Consider the following 23523-nt stretch of genomic DNA (forward strand, 5'->3'; position numbering starts at 1 on the left):
TCGGTAATGTGCCGGAAAGGTCAAAACCCAAATCTCGCAGTTTTTTAGCTTAAGCATTCGTAGGGAGAGCCGGCACGACAGGGATGTCGTGACGGAGTTTGGGGCGCCCGAGATGGGCGATACCAAACCGGAGCGGAGATGGCATCTCGGATAAAAGCGCGCGAGTGCAGAGACCACGCGCTGGTGGTCTCTGCCCGTACGCCGTCATTGGTGTCTCAATGACGCTCGATACCGACTGGCGGGCGGAACCTTACACAGTCATAACATAGAACAAAACCGTGCAAAAATGGCACCGGTTTATGCACCCTTACTCTTTATCCACCGACATAATATTCACGGAAGAAAGGTAGTTCAGCAGTGCGATATCGTTATCAACGCCTAATTTCAGCATTGCAGATTTCTTTTGGCTACTGATCGTTTTGATACTGCGGTTTAGCTTTTTAGCGATTTCCGTTACCAAGAAACCTTCGGCAAACAGGCGCAATACTTCGCTTTCTTTTGGTGACAAACGTTTATCACCATAGCCACTCGCGCTGATTTTCTCGAGCAGTTTAGACACGCTTTCTGGCGTGAATTTCTTACCCTTTTGCAGCGCGGCTAAGGCTTTCGGCAAATCAGCCGGTGCGCCCTGTTTAAGAACGATACCTTCAATGTCTAATTCGAGAACGGCGCTCAAAATAGCAGGGTTATTATTCATCGTCAGAACAATAATCGACAAATGAGGGAAGTGGCGCTTGATATATTTAATCAAGGTAATGCCATCGCCGTATTTGTCACCCGGCATGGAAAGATCGGTGATCAGTACATTCGCATCCAGCTTAGATAAGCTATTGATGAGTGCCGTTGAGTCTTCAAATTCCCCGACAACGTTAACCCATTCGATTTGTTCAAGTGACTTCCGAATACCGAATAGGACAATTGGATGGTCATCAGCAATAATTACATTTAGGTTATTCATGTTGTTGGCTACCTAGTAGAAGCAGTCGGCTGACAAAAGTATCAATCTGACTGATCAAAATCTTTATATTTGTTACGTCGCTTTCTTTTATGGCGTGCTCTAACTGTTCACATAACGTTTTGCCGGTAGGGATGTTAAGCATGGCAAAAACGCCTTTTAGGCGATGTGCAGTTAGTGAAAGCGGGGATAAATCACTCTGTTCCGCCTCAGTATACAGTTTCTGTACATCTTCCGGTACTGTTTCAACAAACAGGGAAAAGTAATCCTTTGATTTAAAAGGAGTGCTATCAGATGCTGGATCTTCATTTTCGGCATAATCCGTATCGATTGGCGATTCTGTGACCGCTATTTGCTGTTCAATAAGTAGCAGAATGGCGTCAATTAGCGGCTCTGTCAGGTTGAAATTTGCCTTAATGCGATGCGGCGCATACTCTTCAAAGCCATCGATGTCTGACACTAAAAGCAGTGTGTAGTCATCAGCATTGTCGGGAGAATCCGTGAGCGTAATATCATATTCTTCATTGGCATCTCGGCCATCTGCAATAATCGATGCCGCTCCAAACGCCGCGAGTTTATGTGTAATCAGGCTGCGGATTTCATCGGACGTAATTTGCAGATATGCCGTAATTCCATCGAGTAATTTTTCGGACTCTTCTTCCTGCTTTTCGACCGGATGCATAATGCAGTTGAAGTTGTACCTTGTGCCAATATCATCTTTGCTTTGGATATCCAGTCTGCCACTCATTCTTTTGCACAACTGACCACAAAGATAATAGGTCATGCCTGAGCCTTTAGCGAAACGGTCGCTCTGCGGCTCGCCTAAATTGGGGTAGCGTAGACCATAAATTTCCTTGTTCGACACGCCGGTTCCCGTATCACTGAGTTCAAAATAAAGGTGATCTGGTGACTCTGGCTTCTGCGTCACTTTTAGTGTGATCTTTCCATACACCGTGGTAATAATGGAATAGTGCAACAGCATGGAAAGTACTTGTTCTAATGATCGTATGTCACCGATGAATTCTCTTTCTGGCTCGATATCGGTGTGATTGATCAATGTTAACCCCTTGCGGCGAATTTCCGGCAGACTACGTTTAAGCAGTTCATCAATGCGCTTGTTGAGGTTGAACGTTTCAGTGACTGGACGCCAATCACGGTTTTCTATTTCAGTCAGTAGCGTGATTTCATTAATTAAAACCTGCGCGTGGCGAGCTTCTGCCCACAGTAAATCCAGTACGCGCGGGTCATCTTTATTATTTTGGATATCCGTTACCAGCTTCTGAATATTGCTCAGGGGATCGTTAAGCTCACGGCTAAGATTGCTGGTCATTATTTTTCGTGCGGTAAGATTTTTCTCATATTCACTCTGAGCCTGTTTCAGCTTTTTGCTGACCATCATCTCTTTATCCAAATCGCGCATTAGGAAAAGGGCAGATTTAATATTCTGCTGGCTACGCACCATTTGAATTTCATACATTTCATTATTGACCGTCGCCTGAATCCGCCCCTGATGCTCCTGCGCCATGCTGGCAATTTTACTCAGGCTGAGGTGTGGTAGCAGGTGATCGGCAATCTTATTGCTGGCAACTACGGTATCAGTGTCAAAGCGATAAATCAGCAGGCCGATCGGTAGGTGAGTAATGATCTCCTGATTCATCTCTTGCTGGGCGCTCAGCTGCGCCGCCATGCGTTTACCTGGGCGGATATATTGATGACGCACAAAATAAAAGCCCGTAAATGACAGCGCTAACACCAGCAGATTGATTAAGAGCAGCCAGAAATTATTTCTTAGCATATCTACAATCAGGGTCGTCGCCGGAACATTGAAATCCACCTTTAAAGGTGTGTTATACAACGGAGCGCTAATTGTCAGCCATGGCCACCTTAGCGTGGTATAAGCCGCAGGAATTTCCTCACGAGACATCATTTCTGATAGCGAGTCAGGATTTTCTGTAATTTGGAAGCGTTGTACCGGCAAATCGCGAGGCAGAATATCGCCGACGGGCAGGTCAAAAGCGACAACGGTGGCCAAATGCCCCGGATTATTGAACGTGGTACGTAAGGTAAAATAGTAAGAGTTTAGGAAGCGAAATTTGCGCAGCCCTGAGAATCCTTCGCGTTCATCCAATGAGTTAGATTGTTGTAGCATTTCGGCTTTTCGCGACTCGACCACGTTGCCGAGATATCCCTCTTTATAGCGCGCGGAGAGATCTTTCATCGGCATGGTCGAGATCAGAATCAGGCTATTATCTTGCCCATTCAGATAATACATCGAATAAGTTTCTGTCTCTGCGCCCCACAGGATGTCGAGATAGTTCGACATCCGCATCGCGAGATCGCTGGTCGTTACGTCGTGTAGGCCGAAAATTAAAGCGTCAGTCTTATGACGGCTCTTCTCCAGCAGATAGATATCGGGGCGTAAACGGATTTCATTGACAGGAGAGGGTAGCTGCACCGAATTGCTGGCAGAAAGATTGTCATAGATTTGGTAGGTCACAAAGCGATAGGTTTCGATGCGCTTTTGTAGCTGGTCGGCCACCGATGACAGCATGGTTTGTTTGCTGTTGATATATGCATTGACATAGTTATAGCCATACAACAAGTTTGCTAGAACCAGTAGACAAATAAACAACGCATAGCTGCGGGTAATCCCTGAAAGTGAGGCATCGTTGCTTTTAGACGGTTCCTTCGGACTTAACATAGTGTTGATATGACCCTACCTAGACAAATTCTGTGTCGCAGTATAGCAATAGTGTTGCGAACTGACATGAGTTGCTTATGGTTTCGGATATATACCTGTTTTCACGCAATCTTGCGTCTAAACATGGCATAAGCAGCGCTGCCCGTGGTGAGCGTTATCACCAACAGCGGCCATAAACTGTGCCAGATAATATCGAAGCTAACATCCTTTAAATAGAGCTCTTTGGTGATATCGGTGAAGTGGCGGATGGGGTTCACCCACGTCAGGTTTTGCAGCCACACGGGCATATTTTCCACCGGTGATACATACCCTGACAGTAAAATCGCGGGCATCATAAAGACAAATACGCCGATAAACGCCTGCTGTTGGGTTGAACAGAGCGATGAAATCAGGAGACCAAAACCCACTAATGAAAGCCCATAGATCAGCATCGTAAAGTAAAACAGCAGCAGCGATCCGGCAAATGGAATCTGATAAGCAAAGATCCCAATCAATAACACGATAGTGGCTTGGAAAGTGGCGACTATCAGTGCGGGAATCGCCTTGCCGACAAAGATCTGCCAAGTATTAAGCGGCGAAACCAGCAACTGTTCCAGCGTCCCTTGTTCACGCTCGCGCGCAACCGAAAGGGAAGTGACGATCAGCACGCCGATAGTGGTAATCATGGCAATCAAAGATGGCACCACAAACCATTTGTAATCTAGATTCGGGTTGTACCAGTTGCGTACCACCAACGCTGAGTTTTTCTGGGCCAAATCTTTTGATTGCGCTGGCTGACCACTGACCAATTCTTGCTGATAATCACGCACGATTTGTTGCACGTAGTTTGCGGCAATTTGGGCGCTGTTCGAGCTACGTCCATCCAGTATTAACTGCAATGGCGCCTGATGACCAGACAGAATATCGCGAGAGAAATTGGCTGGAAAACGGATCAGCAGCAGCGCTTGACGGTTATCAATCGTAGGTGCAATTTCCTGCGGACTGTGTAGCAATAAAACGTTTGAAAATGCCTTTGCCTTGGCAAAACGTTGTGTGAGCTCAACAGAAGATTGACCGCTGTCTTCACTGTAAATTGCGATGCTGGCGTTAGTCACTTCCAGCGTCGCGGCAAAAGGAAACAGCACTACCTGTAAAATTACCGGCATGATTAAGATGGCGCGAGTCTGTGGATCGCGCAGTAGCGATTGAAGTTCTTTAACGATCAGAGTCCACAGTCTATAAAACATAACACATCCTTAATCCAGACGACGCTTGGTTTTCCAGGCGGTAAGCCCGATAAATACCACGGCGGAAATAATCAAAAACAACAGGTTAACGAGCAGAACGCTGCCGATATTCCCAGCTAAAAATAGCGTTTGTAAGGTACTGACAAAGTAGCGTGCGGGGATGACATAAGTCACCGCCTGAACAATAGCGGGCATGCTGTCGATTTCAAAGATAAAGCCAGAAAGCATCACCGCGGGTAAGAAACCCGCATTCAGCGCAACCATTGCGGCATTGAACTGGTTACGAGTAATAGTTGAAATTAACAGCCCCATTCCCAGTGTGCTTGCCAGAAACAGACTGGTCATCACAAACAATATCGCCAGCGAGCCTCGATAGGGTACGCCCATCACGAATACCGCCACCAGCATACACAGCGTCATAGCGAGCAGACCCAATATGTAATAGGGCAATAGCTTAGAAAGCAGCAGTTCGGTACGCGTTACCTGCGTAGACAGCAGGGCTTCCATGGTGCCGCGCTCCCATTCTCGGGCAATGACCAGCGAGGTTAGAATCGCACCGATTACCGTCATGATAATGGTAATGGCGCCGGGAATAATAAAATGTTGGCTGATCGCGGCAGGGTTAAACCAATAGCGTAGCTGCACGTTGATTAATGGCTTAAATTCACCACCGTTATCAACAGCGCGCTGTTGTAACCAGATTTGCCAGATACCTTCGGCATAGCCTTGCACAAAGTTTGCTGTATTAGGTTCACTGCCGTCGGTAATAACCTGAATGGGAGCTTTTCCCTCTGGGCGAGCCAATTGAGCAGAGAAATCGACGGGAATCACGATCAGCCCACGAATTTTCCCAGCCTGAAGTTTCTTAATGAGGCCCTGACGATCGTCGCTCACCGTAGCCGCGATATAGGGGGAACCAATAAAGGTATTTGCCAAATCGCGGGCGTCTTCGGATTGCTGTTCCATTAAGATACCGACATGCAGTTTGCTGGAGTCTAGATTGATACCATAGCCAAAAATGAACAGCAGCATCAGCGGAATGACCACGGCAATTAACGCGCTGCTTGGATCACGCAGGATCTGTGCGGTTTCCTTGCGACATAACGCGCGCAGCCGCCGCCAGGAAAAATGGATATTGTTAGCACTTTCACTCATGACATTTGCTCCTTATCGTATCCCTGAACCAGCTCAATGAAAGCTTGCTCCATGGTCGGGTTTGGATTGTCATCGTTGGCGACGCTGTTTTTTAGCTGATCGGGCGATCCTGCGGCGATAATTTTGCCGCGATAGACTAGCCCGATGCGATCACAATATTCCGCTTCATCCATAAAGTGCGTGGTGACCATAACCGTGACGCCTTTATCAACCATACCGTTAATGTGCAGCCAAAATTCTCGGCGGGTGAGGGGATCAACGCCTGAAGTCGGTTCATCCAGAAAAAGGATGTCAGGTTCATGCATCAGCGAACAGGCTAACGCTAGCCGTTGCTTGAAACCCAGCGGCAGAGAATCTGGGGTTTGGTCTAAAATCGGCGTGAAGTTAAAGGCATTGATCATGCCGTTAATTTTGTCTTTTTGCTGTTTGCCTTTCAGCCCGTATACGCCGGAGAAGAACTTCAGATTTTGTGCCACCGTCAGATTGCCATAGAGCGAAAACTTCTGCGCCATATAGCCCAAATGCTGACGTGCTCGACCAGAATCGGTTTTCAGATCCAGTCCCAACACCAACGCTTTGCCGCTGGTCGGTTTAAGTAGGGCACACATCATTTTGAAAGTGGTGGACTTACCTGCACCATTGGGTCCTAAAAGACCAAATATTTCGCCGCGTTTGACCTGAAAATCAACGTGGTCAGTAGCGGCAAAATCACCAAACTTTTTGGTTAGCTGCTGCGCCTCAATGACGGTTTCAGCAGGATCGACTTTGACCTGCGGCATAATTTTCGCCAACTCAGATTCATGGTCGGGCCCCCCGCCGAGCAAATCGATGAAGGCATCTTCAAAACGCGGCTCGGCTTCTAGCAATTCGGCTTCAGGCTGTTCGAGCGCTTGTAACAAAGCAGAGTGTTCGGCGTTTTCTTTCAGAATCAAGCGCAGATATTTACCTTGGATGACACCATCACTGACCGATGGGAGGCAGATAGCACGTTGCAGCAATTTGCGGTGTGAGATGCCTTTAGCGCGCAGTAAAATGGTGCGGCCCGCCATGCGTTGGGTTAATTCTTGTGGGGCGCCGCTGTAAAGCAGTTTACCTTCGTTCATCAGCAGAACTTCTCGGCACTGCTCGGCTTCATCGAGATAGGAGGTGCTCCATAGGATCAGCATTCCTTCGTCTGCCAGCTCGTGCACCATGCGCCAGAGTTCGCGGCGAGAAATAGGATCGACACCGACGCCGGGTTCATCCAGCAGCAGAACTTTGGGCTCGCCGACTAAGGTACAGGCTAAGCCAAGCTTTTGCTTCATTCCTCCGGATAGCTTACCGGCTAACCGTTCGGTAAAACGGGTTAAATCCGTAAACTTCAGCAGTTTTTCGAAGGTTTTTTGCCGCTCCTCACCGATTACGCCACGCAGATCGGCGTACAGCGTAAGGTTTTCGATAACGGTGAGATCTTCATATAGTCCAAACTTTTGCGGCATATAGCCCAAAATAGCGTGCAATTCGCTGTCTTGGGCAATGGGATCCAAACCGACTACCTGTATTTTGCCGGTGCTTGGTTTCAGAAGACCAGCGAGCATACGAATGAGCGTCGTTTTCCCTGCACCGTCCGGTCCGACGAGCCCCATTACGGCACCACTGGCAATGCGCGTAGTTAGACTGGCGACCGCCGGTTGTGCCATGCCCGCAAAACGCTTTGCTACGCCGTCGAGCACGATTTCGTGTTGCGTACTCATGCTTGCATTCCTTAGCGTGTTGCGCCGTCGTCGTTGAAGCGCAATGTGACAGGCATTCCTTGACGTAGACTGTCATCTGCATCGGTTACGATAACACGCAGGCGATACACTAAATCGGTGCGTAACTCCGGTGTTTCGACGCTTTTCGGGGTAAATTCTGCGGTTGGCGAAACAAAACCGATTTTGCCGTGATAAGGTTTATTTGGGCGACCGTCGGTATAAATCTGTATTTCCGTTCCTGGTATGGCTTTGCTGAGGTTCTCTTCACTGACATACGCGCGGATCCAAACTGGTCGGGTTAACGATACGCTGAATACCGTGCTGCCAGAGGCCAGCATGGTGCCGGGTTCTACCGCACGAGTCAGAATGGTGCCATCCGAGGGGGCAATCAGCTGAGTATCTTTTAGATTAAGTTCCGCCTGATCCGCCGCAGCCTGAGCCTGAGCTAAGCTCGCCTGCGCCTGTTCAATTTCCTGCGGGCGGTTACCTGTTTCATATTGAGACAGCTTATCTTTGGCCGCCTGCAAATTAGCTAATGCCTGATTGCGTGCGGTTTTGGCATCTTCCAGATCGTTGGCAGAGGTGGCTTTACTTGCCCACAAGCCTTGCTGACGTTTCAGATAACTGTCGGCGTAGCTAAAGGCCGCCTGTTGCTGTGCAACGGCAGCGCGAGCCTGAGCAATCTCTTCAGTACGATAGCCTGCTAGCAATAAATCCAGCTGAGCTTGGGCTGCTGCGACGTTGGCTTTAGCTTCGTTTAGCGAGTTGACGAAGGGGGCATCATCAAGTTTTCCCAACAACATTCCGCGGGTCACGGTATCGCCTTCATCCACGTCCAGCGAAGCTAGGCGCCCCCCGACGCGAAAGCCTAAGTTTACGGTTCGAATATCCACATTACCGTAAAGCGTTAAACCACGATCCTCATGGCTGCGGTAGTAGTAAAAACCACCGAGCGCGAGGGCAACAATAACCAGTACGGCAACGATCCCAATAAGCTTTTTGTTATTCATCACTATTTCCATACGTAGTCGACTGCATCTGACCGTGAGGTGAATAAGTCATACGCAGTCCGTTCAGTAATAACTCGATATGTTGTTGTAATACCTGATTAATTAAATCAGCCTGTTCGGGGCCAATCGACGCCCAACCGGCCTGAATCCGTATCGTTTCGCGCGCCATGCGAAAAGCCAACACTTCGCCTAATAAGGCGTGTGTATGCAGGGTCGTAATGCTGCTTTCAGGGGGCAAACCGCTGTAACCCGCGACCAGTTTTGTCATTAGCTGATGCAAAGGGGCAATACATTGTTGATGGATCAGCGGGTAGGCGGCGGTGGGGGCTAACTGCTCGCGGGACATTATCTGGCTGAGATGCAGCGTTTCGGGCTGCGTCATCAGATGACAAAAAATGCTCAGGCCGCGACGAATAAAGGATAAGTATTCGCTTGGCGCGGGGGCCTTCTGCGCAAGAAACAGCGAGCACTCGTGCTCTAATGGGGCAAACGCTCGGCTAATAAACTCGCTAATCCATCGGGCCACGGCCAGATATAGCCCCTCTTTAGATTGAAAGTAGTAGGTAATTGCCGCGATGTTTTGCCCAGCTTTTAAGGCTATATCGCGTGTGGTGGCCCCTTCAAGCCCGCGTTCGCCGAAGAGAATAATGGCGGAATCTATCAGCGCTTGTTTTGCTTGCTCGCCGCGGGATGTGGTCGGCGTATTTAAAGGTTGGTCAGATGATTTCATCGCCACGCCTAAAGTTAATCATATGATTGATTAACTTTAGGCGCTAAAGATCTGGCTGTAAAGGTCGATAATAAATAATTAGAAATTATGATTAGTTGGACTAATGATAGATTTTAGGAATGAATAAATTTACTAACCATTAACATCCTCTCTTTTCGTCTTTGCTTTTTGCGTTTTCTTTTATCTTATTGATTTTAATTTAAATATTTTTATTTTAATCAGTTCGATGCAGTATGTCATGAAAAAAAAACCTTACTTACTCGCCACATAGTTAAATTTATGTAAATTGCAGATTGCCTAATTATCAATCGTTGTTTATATATTTCTAGGTAAGGGAATTTATTCTAAAAAGTATCAACGCATTTCTACTCTTTGTTTTTAGTTTTTTTAACTAGGCCAGTGATTTTTACGGAACAGCTTAAAAGCTGTTCTGCGGTTCAGTTTGCGTCGCTTTTAAGCGCGCTTTATATACAGCAAAGTGATTGAAGGGGCGGTTATGGCACAGTCGAATTCAGCATCTGGCACATTAGAGAATTCTGGAAACGTTGATATTGTCGCGCGTTCTAACGGCAAGCAAATAACTCAGTACGCGCATGCGCAAGGTAACCGAGTGGTTACCCTGACCGAATCCAGCGTGGTTAGAATCCACGGTGATTCTGCAATGGTTGCCAGCTATGAACGTCAGGGTAACGATCTTATTGTTCATATGAAAGATGGCTCTACCATGCGTTATCAGCGTTTCTTCTTTATTGATGAACACGGTGAACACAGCGAATTAGTTTTTGACGATGGCAAAACGACGCACCATGCCATTTTCCCGTTTGCAGATATGGCCGGTTCTTCGACCGCACAAGCCGTGATCCCGACTTATCAAACGTTGGGTGATGGGATCACAACATTAGTTGGGCATGAAGGTATCTCTGCCGGTGTGATTGGCGGGGTTCTCGGGGCATTAGCCATCGGCGGTGGTATAGCACTGGCTGCTGGTGGAGGAGGCGGAGGACATGGCAACAGCAACTCAGGAGACGGAAGCGGAAATGGAAATGGTGGTAATGGCAATGGCAATGGTGGAGGCAATGGAAATGGCAACGGCGGCAATGGCAATGGCAGCGGGAATGGTGGTGGAACAACAAACCCAACCTTAAAATTGAATGCTTTTGCTGGCGATAACGTACTTAACCGCGCCGAAAGCTTGTTAAATCAACTATTAAGCGGAACGACTCAGTCGACCAATGCGGGGCGAACCGTCACCCTGACGCTAAATGGTAAAACCTACACCGGCGTTGTTAATGCCGATGGTACTTGGAGCATTAGCGTTCCTAGCGCCGACCTAAAGCAACTGCAGCAAGGCTCCCACGATTTAACCGTGTCTCTCACCGATAAAAATGGCCATACGGTGACGGTACACGAAAGTTTTGATGTCAAAACTGTGAATCCTAATCTCACGTTGAGTCCTTTTGCCGGTGACAATGTTCTGAGCAAAGCAGAAAGTTTGCACGATCAATTATTGAGCGGGACAACTCAGGCAACCAACGCAGGAAGAACCGTTACTCTAACGCTAAATGGCAAGACCTATACCGGCGTTGTTCATGCTGATGGTACTTGGAGTATTAGCGTTCCAAGCACCGATCTGAAATTGCTACAGCAAGGTGCACAAGACCTCAGCGTTTCTATCACGGACAAGTATGGTAATACGGTGACGGTACATGAAAGTTTCGATGTGAAGACCTCCAGCCCCTCTCTCACCATTTCACCGTTTACCGGCGATGATAAGTTAAATGGTTCTGAGCTAAAAACCGATCAGATCCTGAGCGGAAGCTCCTTGAACCTTGAAACTGGTCGAGTGATCACGGTGACACTAGGAGGGAAAAGCTATACGACTCAGGTGCAATCTGATGGTACGTGGAAGGTCACCATCCCTGCAGCAGATCTGATGTTGCTGGCGCAAGGCAACAGCCAAATTACGGTGAGTGCTACCGATCTGGCAGGCCAGAAAGCAACAGATAGCCATACCATTAATGTTGATAGCAGCGCAGGCGGTATCTCGATTGCCATCCTTGCGGGTGACAATATTCTTAATGCCCAAGAGTCTGGAAAAGACCTTTTGGTTCGCGGAACGACCTCCAACGTTTTAGCGGGTCAAACAGTGACCGTTACGCTCAACGGCAAGACTTATACTGCGAAAGTCGATGCTCAAGGAAATTGGAACACCACCATTCCAACGGCCGACCTTAAGGCGTTGCCAAACGATGGCAATTACCTCCTTAAAGCCAGCGTTTCCGATCAAAACCACAATACTGTTACCGATCAGGAAAATCTCCTGGTTGTGACGCATCACCTTCCGCAGCCAACACTGAATCCTCCGTTCGGTGATGGCTATCTTAACGGCAGTGAATCGCAAAAAGATCAAACGCTAAGCGGTACTACCGGCAGTAAAGGTCCAGGGCAAACCGTTATTGTCATGATTGGCGGTAAAGAATATACCGGCAGCGTTGATGAAAACGGTAACTGGAGTGTCACGGTTCCTGCAGGCGATCTACAGCACCTTCCGGCTGGAACGGTGCCTATCAACGTCAATGTAACCGATCAGGCGGGCAACCCCGGCAGCACTCAGGCTAATTCCACCGTGGATACTACGCCACCGGTGTTAAACGTTGCGCCTTTTGCTGGGGATAATGTCCTTAGCGCGAGTGAAGCTGGAAAAGCGCAAATAGTAAGCGGACAAACCACGCCTGACGAAAAAGGGCAAACGGTTACCGTTAGCTTTAACGGAAAAAACTATACGGCGATTGTTGATGCTAATGGTCACTGGCAGCTTTCGATCCCAAGCAGCGATCTCAGCGGTCTTAATGACGGTAACTATCCTCTCGTTGCTACCGTGAAAGATCCGGCTGGAAACGTCACGACGGTCACGACGGACGTCGAAGTTAAAGAGAGTAAGCCAACAATTAGCGTCGCGGTGTTTGCAAGCGACGATAAGCTAGATGGTGCAGAGGCTCAGGTTAGCCAAACGGTGAGCGGTAAAACAACCCATGTGGAAGCGGGCCGGACGGTAACGGTTACCCTCGACGGCGGTAAAACCTATCTTGCCACGGTAAACGCCGACGGTAGTTGGAAAGTCACTGTTCCATCAGGAGATCTTGTTGGTCTGGCCAACGGTTCGCATAGCTTTACCGCCAGCGTTAGCGATAACGCAGGACAATCTGCGACTGCTTCGCATAATTTCACCTCAGCGGCGGATCAGTCAGGTATTGCTATTTCGATTATCTCGACGGATGACTATATTAATGCGCAAGAATTATTGCAGCCGCTAGCCATTAGTGGCACGACGTCGGGGGTTAGCGCTGGCGCAATCGTCAAGGTGGAGTTTAACGGTAAAACCTATAACGCGACCGTCGGTATCAGCGGAGGTTGGACTATCAGCGTACCCACTGCTGATTTGGCTGGTCTTACTGACGGTGCCAAATCCGTCACCGCGACGGCTACCGACAGTTTAGGCCATGCCGTTTCTACGACACATTCTGTGAATGTTTTGGCGCATACGCTTCCATCTCCGACGATCAATCCACCGTTTGGCGATGGCATCTTGAACTTGCAAGAGTCGGGGCAGATTCAGGTTCTGAAAGGAACGACGGGGATCAGTGGATCGCCGCAAACCGTCAGTGTGACCTTAGGTGATAAGGTGTATGTCGCGCAGGTTGATGCCAAGGGTAACTGGAGCGTTTCGGTTCCAGTGAACGATTTGCATAGTTTCCCGAACGGAAATCTCACGTACACCGTTTCAGCCACTGATGTCGCGGGTAATAACAGCGTCTTAAACGGCTCTGCGCTGGTGGATATTACACCGCCAATGCTCTCGGTTCTGGCTTTCACCGCAGACAATATTCTGAATGTTAGCGAGCAGCAAAAAACACAATTAGTGTCAGGTACTGCGTCGACGACTGAGCAGGGCAAGCTGGTTGATGTGGTTATTAATGGTAAACACTATAGTGCGACCGTGGGCTTAGATGGACGTTGGAGCGTTGGTGTACCAGCGAATGATCTGATGAAGCTGACGAATGGCAGCTATACCATCAACGCAACCCTCACGGATTCTGCTGGCAATACCACAAGCACTAATCACACCTTTACCGTTAAAACACTGCTACCAACTATTGCTGTCTCTCCATTTACGGGCGATGGCAAGTTGGATGCTGCGGAAGAGAAAACCGCTCAGATCCTCAAAGGGACCACTACCAACGCAGAGGCCGGTAGTTTGGTGACGGTGACGCTGAACGGTCACACTTATACGACACACGTACTCTCCGATGGCTCGTGGAGCCTGACAATTCCATCGGCGGATCTTGCCAAACTTGCCGAAGGCAATGTTGTTGGTCAGGTAAGTGTCACTGACTTAGCCAACCAAACCAATACTGGTAGCTTTGGCTTTACGGTGAGCACAGATGCCGCTCAAGGTGGCATTGCTATCGCGATTGTATCAACCGATGACTACCTCAACGCATCAGAAGCCAAAGGGCCATTAACCATCAGCGGTACGACGAACAATGTTGCAGTCGGTACCTTGGTGACGGTTGTTCTGAACGGTAAAACCTATTCTGCTTCGGTTCTCGCTGATGGCACATGGCAGACATCGGTAAATAGTGCTGATTTGCAGGCGCTTAAAGACGGCGTGACGAAAATCACTGCCAGCGTGAGTGATAATGCCGGTAATACGGTTAACGCTTCACATGACCTCAACGTGTTGATCCACACCTTGCCGCATCCAACGATTAGCACACCGTTTGGTGATGGTGTTCTGAATCAGGTTGAATCCCAAAATCCACAGACTGTCACGGGTAATACAGGCGTTGCTGGCACAGGACAAACCGTATCGCTGAGTATTGGTGGTCATACTTATCAGGGCGTGGTGGACAGCAGTGGTGGTTGGAAAGTGACGATTCCCGCGGCTGACTTACAGGCATTAACCAACGGCAGTGCTCAGATTTCCGTGACGGTAGGCGATATCGCGGGTAATCAGGCGAATGTGAGCGTCGTTGCATCGGTGGATACCGTGTCTCCTGTACTGACGATTGATCCATTTACCGGCGACAATCGGTTGAACATCCAAGAGGTGAAAACGGCTGAAACCTTATCAGGAACCGCCGTGGGTGCAGAGCAAGGCCAGACGGTGACTGTAACGCTTAACGGCAAAATGTATACCACGCAGGTTAATGGCAGCGGTAACTGGAGCGTCAGTATTCCTGCCAGCGATTTACAGGCATTACATAACGGCACCGCCACGATTAACGTTAGCGTGGCGGATAAGGCGGGGAATAGCGCAAGTCTGCAACAGAACATTACCGTTGATTCCGACCCTAACAATGCTCCGTTGCTGAGTGTGAATGTCTTTGCGGGAAATGACGTGGTTGACAGCGGTGAACAGCAACATCCACAGACGTTGACGGGTAAAACAGTCAACGTAGAGCAGGGGCAGACGGTGACGGTGACGCTGGGCGCCGGCAGTTATTCAGGTACGGTGAACGCCGACGGTAGTTGGTCGGTGACGATCCCACAAAGTGCATTAAATGGGCTGAATGACGGTAGCTATACACTCACGGTTAAGGTGAGTGATCTGAGCGGCAACAGCGTTCAAACCACTCATAATTTCTCTGTGGACACGGCCGCTAGCGTGGTCACGGTGTCGCCCATCACCGGTGATAATCTGGTTAATATTTCAGAAATAGCGTCAGGGCTGGCGCTGAGTGGAACGTCCTCGAATATTCCGGTGGGGGGAACATTAGAGATAACCCTCAATGGGAAGGTTTATACCACCACAATTCAGGCAAATGGCGTCTGGAACTTTACTGTTCCCGTGCAAGATGCCAAGGCGATCCCTGATGGTACCTCGACGGTGACGCTGGCGGTCTTGGATAACGCAGGAAACCCCGTATCTTCTAGCCAGAACTTTGAAATTATTACTCACACCTCACCGCATGTAACGTTAAATACGCCATTTGGTGATGGCTATTTGAATGCTGTCGAAGCGACAAATAATCAGGTGCTTAGTGGGAGTACCGGCGTATCAGGCATTGGACAAACTGTCACCGTCAACTTTGGTGGCAAGAGTTACACCGCGACGGTCGATGCTCAAGGCAACTGGAAAGCGAATATTCCAAGCAGTGATTTTGCGAATTTGAATGATGGTCAGCAGGCGATCACCGTGACTGCGAGTGACGCGGTGGGTAATTCGGATGTCCTCAATGGCTCTGCTCAAATCGACAAAACGCTGCCACAGATCACCATAGATCCTATCGCGGGCGATAATATCATTAACGCCGCAGAGGCTCAGAGCCCGATCGTTGTGAGCGGCACTGCGCCTATCAGTGATAGCGGGCAGTCTGTGTTGCTTAAGGTTGTGGTCAACGGTTCAACATACACCGCTACGGTGAACGCGGATGGAACCTGGAGTATTACGTTGCCGGCAGGAGCGCTCAATGGCGTTAATGACGGCAATATTAATTTTACCGCGTCGCTTACCGACATGGCGGGAAATACGGGAACCACCAGCCAAACGGTGAAATTAGACGCGTCTGCGGCCAATCAACCTACCATTCATATTGATACGGTCTCGGGCGACGATTACATCAATGCTCAGGAAGCGAATGGGGCGCTGACGATTTCGGGCACCACCACTCACGTTGAGCTGAACCAGCAAGTCACCATTACGCTAAACGGCAAAGTGTATACCGCGAATGTTAACGCCGATGGTACTTGGTCATACACTGTTCCAGCCAGTGACGTTAAGCTGCTGCCAGATGGTCTGGATAGCATTAATGTGTCTGTCAGCGATACCAGCGGTAACCCTGCAACGGATACCCACAATGTCACTGTGATTGCACAGCCTGCTGATTTGCCGACGATTCACGTCAATACCGTCGCTGGGGACAACGTGATTAATGCGCAGGAGGCGAACAGTCCACTGCAAATTACCGGCACCACATCGCATGTCACCGCGGGTCAAACGGTCACCGTCACGCTGAATGGTAAAACGTACACGGCGAAAGTGGACGCCAGCGGGCAGTGGTCCACCACCGTGCCACAGGCTGATGTACAAGCGTTGGGTCAGGGCACTCAAACCGTGAGCGCGACGGTGAAAGATGTGGCGCAAAACGTCGTTACCGACAATCACCCTATTCAGGTTGATACGCTATCTCCGCTGCTTACGATAGATGTGTTCGCCAGCGACAATATCCTAAATTATGCCGAATCATTGGTAACGCAGATTCTGAGTGGCAAAACAGAGTCGGGTCTGACCGTCAGCGTGACGGTTAATGGCAAAACGGTACAGGTAACGGCGGATAACAACGGTGTGTGGCAATTGCCTATCGCCGCCGTGGATTTACAAGCACTGCCGGATGGTAAAAATACGATTTCGGTCGTCGTCACGGATACGGCGGGGAACGTGACGAATAAAGATCTCAGCATTAACGTAGGTACTCATCTGTTGCCAACGCTAACGCTGAATACCCCGTTTACCGACGGAATTCTTAGCATTGCCGAATCGGCCGCGGGTGGGGTATTAAACGGTAAAGCGACCAATCTGCTTGCCGGAACCATCGTGACCGTCACCGTGGGCAGCGTGACCTTAAAAGGCAGCGTTGATGCTAATGGTAATTGGTCTATTCCCGTCAATGGGCATGTGCTGGATGTTTTGGCCGATGGAAAAGCCACGCTTACCGTCTCGGCTTCGGACGCCTATGGAAACCCAAGCTCGGTCTCGACGACGTTAGATGTGCTGACTCACCAACTGCCGGATGCGACGATTACATTGCCTCTGTTTGGCGATGGGATTTTGAATAATGCTGAAGCAGGACTGGGTCAAACTCTGACGGGCCTTTCAGGGCTGACGGGCGCGGGTCAAACGGTAACGATCACACTGGATGGAAAATCCTACACCGGTTCGGTAGACGTGAATGGCAACTGGAGTGTGCAATTACCTTCCAATGTGCTGCTGGCGTTGGGGGATTCCAGCCATGCGATTAGTGTGACGCTGACAGACCGGGCAGGTAACAGCGACACTAGCGACGTTGTGGGTTTTACGTCGAAAGTGACATTACCGATTCCGACGCTGAATACGCCGTTTGGCGATGGCATTCTCAACGCGCTTGAAGCGCAGAGTAACGGGAGCTTGAGTGGCACATCTGGGCTTAGCACGAACGTCGGCGTTACTGTGATTGTCAATGTTAACGGAACTCCGCTGGCGGCGACCGTTAACGCTGATGGCTCATGGACGCTGCCGCTGAGCAGCGCCGTACTCCAGTCTCTGCCAGACGGCGTGTGGCCGGTGACAGTCACGGTAACTGACTCTGCACAAAACGTGGTAACTTCGGCACCGCAAAACATCGAAATCCTCACTCATCTCTTACCGACGCCGACCATTTTACAGCCGTTTGGTGATGGTTTACTGAGCATTGCTGAGGCCGGTGCTGCACAAATCTTAACGGGGACGACGGGGATCACCGGCGCGGGGCAGATCGTTAAAGTCACCGTGGGGACTCAGATACTCACCGCGACGGTACAGGATAATGGGCAATGGACCGTTACCGCTCCGACTGGCGCGTTATCGACTATTGCTAACGGGGCAGGAAAAATTCATGTCCAAGTCACCGATCATGCCGGTAACAGCGTTGGCGTTGATGGCAACTTTACCGCCATGTTGACCCCGCCTAATCCGACGATCAACCTACCGTTTGGTGACGGCAATTTAAGTATCGGTGAAGCTAACGATGTCGCGTTGCTCAGTGGGACAACGGGGCTAACGGGCGCGAACCAACTGGTGAAAATCAGCATTGATATCGGCGGCGTCGTTTATACCGGCTCCGTAGACATCAACGGTAACTGGCTGGTGAGCATTCCACCGAAATCTTTACTGGATATCGGCAACGGTAATCACACCATTAGCGTGACGGCGCAAGATGCGGCTGGAAACTCCACCACACTGACCCCTGCGCCGGTGTTCCATGCATTCCTCACGCCGCCAACGGTAACGCTGGATACGCCGTTTGGTGATGGTGCGCTGAACGTCAATGATGCGCTCTCTGCTCAAGTCCTGAAGGGATCTTTGGATTTGCATGGTTCGACGGTGGCGAGTTCCAGCGTTGTGGTGACGATTAACGGGGTTCCCCATGATGCGACGATTAGTGCAGATGGCACCTCTTGGTCGTTAACACTGCAACCGACGGATCTTACAGCGGCAAATCTGGGAAGCGGCAATCAAACTATCAGCGTTGTCGTTTCCGATCAGGCTCACAATACGTCATCAACGTCGGGTCAGGCTCTTATTGCTCTGACACTGCCGACTATTGTGGTGAATGCGAACTTTGCCTCCGATGGCGTGGTCGATTTTGGCGATTTGCATGCGTCACAAACCATCAGCGGGACCTCGACAGGGTTGAGCGTGGGGCAAAACGTCAGCATTGCTATTGGTGGAAAAACGTTCTTAGCGCAGGTGAAGGCCGATGGTTCATGGAGTTATAATTTAGGCATTGCTGATTTAGCTTCACTGGCCAGTGGCCCAGGTACGTTGGTGGTATCTGCCAATGATGCAGCAAACAACCACGTCGATTCGCTGACGACGTCCTTTACACTGAATCCTGCCTCGATTATTCCAATTTTAACGGTCGATCCTGTGGGTGGCGATAACCTGATGGGGATTGCCGATCTTTCGACGGCGAATATCACCATCACAGGGCACTCTATCAATATCGCACAGGGATCGCCGGTTAGCGTGAGCTTGGACGTGCTCGGACCTTATCTGGGAATCATCAATGCTGATGGTTCTTGGTCGGTCACGATCCCTCGCAGTGAGTTTACCGATGGCCCACATGTGATCACGGCAGTCTCTTTGGGCGAAAGCGGCGCGGTGAATTTTACCGTTGATACCGTAGCACCAGTGTTAACCGTGAACGCCTTTGCGGGTGATGACAAACTCAATGCAACTGAAGCCACTACAGCTCAAATTCTTAGCGGGACGGCAAGTGGTTCCGAGGTTGGGCAGAACGTTCAGATTCAACTGAATGGGAAAAACTATGCTGCTACAGTCATTAGCGATGGCGGCAGCGGAGGGACATGGTCAGTCTCGGTTCCTGCGGCGGATCTGGCTCTGTTGAATCAAGGTAACAATGACATCACGGTTACGCTCACCGATAAGGCGGGCAACTCAACCCAGGTCACTCATACAGTCAATGTAGATACGGTTATTCCGCTCGTGAGCATAGATCCTCTGAGTATTGGAGGACTGTTGAACACGGTAACTCTTGGCGCAGGTATGTTGCTCTCGGGGCATGCAGAGGCTAACAGTAATATTACTATCAAGATCGGGCCATTGACTGAAACCGTGCAAACCAACAGCTCCGGTATTTGGTCGCTGACTGTGCCGAAGATTGATTTGCAATCTCTGACCGATGGCCCACAGGTAATAAGCGTTACCAGCACCGATGCTTATGGCAACGTGAGTAAGCCTGTCAACGTTGGTCTTAACGTGGCTCTTAACCCTGGGTTAGGCGATACGATTAACACGCTCATTGGTGGCAATGGGGTGTTGAATCTGGCTGAATCCTTGCTGACCCAAACGTTAACCGGAACGGTCAGCGGTAACTATACCGGCGCTAAAGTCTCGGTAGACATCTTTGGTCATCCATTTACCGCGAATGTGGGGAGCGATGGCAAGTGGAGTCTAAATATTGATCCGAGCGCTTGGCTCTCAGCGGCGGGGAGCTCAGTCGTGCTTGATGTCGTGCTGACTGATGCTAATGGCAACGTCAAACATACCCCCGTTAATCTTGATTTAGCGCTGACTAATCTGCCAATCATTCAAAATGTGGTCGCCATGGGCGATGGCTTCTTGAACAAGGCTGAAAGTACCACCAGCGGCGTGATATCCGGCCTACTGGGTAATAGCGTGGTGGCGGGTACTACAGTCACCGTACAACTGGGTACCAAAACTTATACGGCGACCTTAACAGGGAACTCATGGTCGGCAAGTATACCTCAGGTCGATCTGGCCGCGTTGCAAGATGGCAATGTCAAAGTCGTCATTACGGCGACCGATCCCGCGGGCAACGTGGTGACGAGCAATAGCCTGCTGGACGTCATTGTTAATAATCTACCAACTTTAAGTTTCAACCCGCTGTTTGGTGACGGCACATTATCGTTGTCGGAGCTATTGGCCGGTGGCTTGTCTATCGGTGGCTCAAGCTCGGGGTTGGCAGGGCAAACGCTAGCCGTGAGCATTGCCGGTTCACCTGCGGTCAATGTGAAAGTCGGCTCTGATGGTAAGTGGAGTCTGGCGTTAACGCCTGACTTAGTGGGAATTTTGCAAGGCATTGGTAGCGGCAATGTGACGGTAGAAGTGACCGGTAAAGACATTGCGGGTAACCCTATCGATCAAACTGCAGGTCTGAAGCTCGATCTTCTGCCACCGGTATTGAGCAACATCTCCTTGTTTGGCGATGGTTTGCTGAACGCGGTGGATGCGACGACTAATCAATTGATTACAGGTACTGCGACCGGTGCGCCACTGGGTTCAACCGTTAGCGTAGTGGTGGGGGGGAAAACCTTCACCGGCGTGACCTTGGCGGATGGTAGCTTTAGCATCACGCTCACGCCGGCTAATCTGTCTCAATTGCCGGATGGTAGCTTAACCGCAACGGTGACCGTTACCACGCCGACCGGTAACACCTCATCGGCGACGGCTGGCGTTAAAGTAGGGTTGACGAATCTGCCGACGATTGCTCTCAACGCTCTGTTTGGTGGGGATGGATACCTTAATCACGTTGAGTCGCTGGTGAATCAGACTATCAGCGGCAAAGTAACCAATATGACCTCAGGTTCCGTCAATATTAACGTCGGTGGAACGCTGCTGACGGCGACCATCAATGCCGATGGCACCTGGAGTCAGGTCATTAGCAGCAGTGTGTTGAGCAATCTACCCGATGGAAAACTCAACATTAGCGTGAGTGTGACCGACTCGGTTGGCAATATTATTACCCAGCCATCGATTCTGACCACGCTGACCCATGCACTCCCATCGATTTCTATCGGCAGCCTGTTTGGTGATGGCGCGTTGAGCGTGGGTGATTTGCTGTCGGCTCAGGTGATAAGTGGCACATCCGTGAATTTGGCGGGGGGATCATTAAGCCTGACGCTAGGCGGGAAAGCGTACAGCATACCGGTAGATAACAACGGCGCATGGAGTCTTTCCGTTCCACCGTTAGACCTGAAAGCGTTGCTGGATGGCAATCTCACGGTGAGCGTTACGGCGAAAGATGTGGCCGGTAACCCTGCCAGCGCCAGCGGCCTACTTTCTGTTATCACGCACGCGTTACCGACGCTGACCATTGGCAGTATTTTTGGCGACGGTGGCTTGAATATTGGCGATTTAGCCAGTGCTCAAGTGATTAGCGGAACCAGTACCAACGCACAAGGTTCTCAGCTCACCGTGACGTTAGGGGGTAAGTCTTACCTCACAACCGTGGGAAGCGACGGTTCATGGAGCATTAGCGTTCCTCAAACGGATTTGTCACTGCTTGGTGATGGCAATTTAGGCGTCAATGTCTCGTTGACTAACCCAATTGGCAATACGGTGAGCACCGGGGGTTCACTCAACGTCATTACCCATTTGCCAACAGTGGGGATTGCGAGTGGTCTATTTGGCAGCGATGGCGTGTTGAATATCGCTGAATCAGGCGTTTCACAACTGCTGAGCGGTACGGTGAGTAGCGCATTACCGGGTGCAAAAGTGGTGGTCACGTTAGGTGCCGTAGACTATCAGGCCACGGTGAATACCAACGGTACTTGGTCGTTAAACCTCAGTCCTACGCTGCTTAAAACCCTCACCGACGGCAATTTGCATATTGGCGTTAAAGTCACCGACGTGGTGGGCAATACCAACAGCACCGCCGTTGATGTTGGCGTCAAACTCACCCAACCGATTTTAACGATGGCGGCTCTCGCTTTGCCATCGCTGACCGATCTGTTGTTCGGCGGCAAATTGCTGGTGATAAAAGGGACGGCGGGCAATCTGAAGCAAGGGGACAACGTCCATGTTTCATTGCTGAATGACACGCTCGCGGCGGATGCCAAAGTCGATGGGCAAGGAAATTGGTCGGCATCGCTAACGCTGACGTTGGATTTGCTGAACCTATTACTGCTCAACAAGGTCGTTAACCTGAGTGCTCACGATTATGCCGGCAACGGCGTTAGCGTCAACGTGGGACTCGATGGCCATATTATTGATATCACTCCAACCTCTGCGCCAGCACCGATGATGATGGCAATGAGTCTGGATGATGTTGATACCAGCCAATCCAGTTCTCAGGATCACCTGTCTCAATCGCTGTCTAGCACGAGTGGCGATGAATCCGTCACCACACCATCCTCCGGCACTTTCACCATCGGTGGCGTCACCATTGATCTGGCGGATGGGACGCATAACAGCGGTGCTTCAGTCACTGGTAGTACGGCGAACGATACCGTGCACGTTACCGATCTTGGCTTCACTCATATTGACGGCGGTTCAGGCACCGACACATTGGTACTGAACGGCAGCAATATGAATCTGGATTTAACGTCACTGGGGATGAAAGTCGAGCACATTGAGATTTTCGATCTAGGCAAAGCGGGCAATAACACCATCACATTAGATCTTAAGGAGGCGCTCAAGGTGACGGACAAACCTGAAGATGACCTATTGATTAAAGGTAGCGTCGGCGATCGGGTCAATCTGGTGCATGGGCAAGGGGATATTTGGGACGTCAGCGGCCAACGTGAAGTCAATGGCGTGACCTATGACGTTTACCATAACTCATCAACCGGCAACAGCACGTTGGGAGACGTTCTGATCCAACAGGGGCTGCACGTGAATTTGATGTAGATGGTCGAGGCAATGTGCTGCCTGAGTTCACGCATGGGTTTTAGCCTAAACCTAGGCAGTTAAAGCAACGCCAACAGGATGTTGGTGTGGGAAGGCGGCCA

8 protein-coding genes are annotated in these 23523 nt (G+C 50.1%); 1 reads left to right on the top strand and 7 read right to left on the bottom strand.

Features of this window, described 5'->3' with window-relative positions; genetic code table 11:
* Nucleotides 1-307: 307 nt before the first annotated feature.
* From rcsB to M988_RS07070, 7 genes are all read right to left on the bottom strand, one after another.
* Nucleotides 308-958, bottom strand: coding sequence for a response regulator transcription factor RcsB (gene rcsB / locus M988_RS07040; protein ID WP_004089576.1), 651 nt, complete (start codon nt 956-958; stop codon nt 308-310).
* Entirely contained in the window at nt 951-3656 is a 2706-nt protein-coding gene (gene rcsD, locus M988_RS07045) for a phosphotransferase RcsD (protein WP_008813951.1), read from the bottom strand. Before rcsD ends, rcsB begins: the two co-directional genes overlap by 8 nt.
* Before the next feature lie 101 nt (nt 3657-3757).
* The gene (locus tag M988_RS07050; RefSeq protein ID WP_064573437.1) at nt 3758-4882 is read right to left on the bottom strand and encodes an ABC transporter permease; all 1125 of its coding nucleotides are present in this window, start codon (nt 4880-4882) and stop codon (nt 3758-3760) included.
* Between the two features lie 9 nt (nt 4883-4891).
* Complete coding sequence (locus M988_RS07055; RefSeq protein ID WP_004089570.1) at nt 4892-6037, bottom strand: ABC transporter permease; 1146 nt, start codon at nt 6035-6037, stop codon at nt 4892-4894.
* Entirely contained in the window at nt 6034-7770 is a 1737-nt protein-coding gene (locus M988_RS07060) for an ATP-binding cassette domain-containing protein (protein ID WP_064573444.1), read from the bottom strand. Before M988_RS07060 ends, M988_RS07055 begins: the two co-directional genes overlap by 4 nt.
* Before the next feature lie 11 nt (nt 7771-7781).
* Nucleotides 7782-8780 carry a secretion protein HlyD gene (gene hlyD, locus M988_RS07065; protein WP_008813947.1) on the bottom strand — a complete coding sequence of 333 codons (999 nt, stop codon included), beginning with the start codon at nt 8778-8780 and terminating at the stop codon, nt 7782-7784.
* Nucleotides 8773-9510 carry a CerR family C-terminal domain-containing protein gene (locus M988_RS07070; protein WP_039187542.1) on the bottom strand — a complete coding sequence of 246 codons (738 nt, stop codon included), beginning with the start codon at nt 9508-9510 and terminating at the stop codon, nt 8773-8775. The genes hlyD and M988_RS07070 overlap by 8 nt, the downstream gene beginning before the upstream one ends.
* Before the next feature lie 496 nt (nt 9511-10006).
* Between M988_RS07070 and M988_RS07075 the strand changes: the two genes are divergently transcribed.
* Nucleotides 10007-23422 (top strand): Ig-like domain-containing protein, encoded by a 13416-nt coding sequence (locus tag M988_RS07075; RefSeq protein ID WP_082919422.1) that lies wholly within the window; start codon nt 10007-10009, stop codon nt 23420-23422.
* The last annotated feature ends 101 nt before the right edge of the window (nt 23423-23523 follow it).

The organism is Hafnia paralvei ATCC 29927, assembly GCF_001655005.1.
In the GTDB taxonomy this organism is placed as follows: Bacteria; Pseudomonadota; Gammaproteobacteria; order Enterobacterales; family Enterobacteriaceae; genus Hafnia; species Hafnia paralvei.

What these genes read in the sequence shown, in the direction of transcription:
- rcsB (WP_004089576.1), bottom strand. Translation starts at nt 958, where the DNA reads ATGAATAACCTAAATGTAATTATTGCTGATGACCATCCAATTGTCCTA.
- rcsD (WP_008813951.1), bottom strand. Translation starts at nt 3,656, where the DNA reads ATGTTAAGTCCGAAGGAACCGTCTAAAAGCAACGATGCCTCACTTTCA.
- M988_RS07050 (WP_064573437.1), bottom strand. Translation starts at nt 4,882, where the DNA reads ATGTTTTATAGACTGTGGACTCTGATCGTTAAAGAACTTCAATCGCTA.
- M988_RS07055 (WP_004089570.1), bottom strand. Translation starts at nt 6,037, where the DNA reads ATGAGTGAAAGTGCTAACAATATCCATTTTTCCTGGCGGCGGCTGCGC.
- M988_RS07060 (WP_064573444.1), bottom strand. Translation starts at nt 7,770, where the DNA reads ATGAGTACGCAACACGAAATCGTGCTCGACGGCGTAGCAAAGCGTTTT.
- hlyD (WP_008813947.1), bottom strand. Translation starts at nt 8,780, where the DNA reads ATGAATAACAAAAAGCTTATTGGGATCGTTGCCGTACTGGTTATTGTT.
- M988_RS07070 (WP_039187542.1), bottom strand. Translation starts at nt 9,510, where the DNA reads ATGAAATCATCTGACCAACCTTTAAATACGCCGACCACATCCCGCGGC.
- M988_RS07075 (WP_082919422.1), top strand. Translation starts at nt 10,007, where the DNA reads ATGGCACAGTCGAATTCAGCATCTGGCACATTAGAGAATTCTGGAAAC.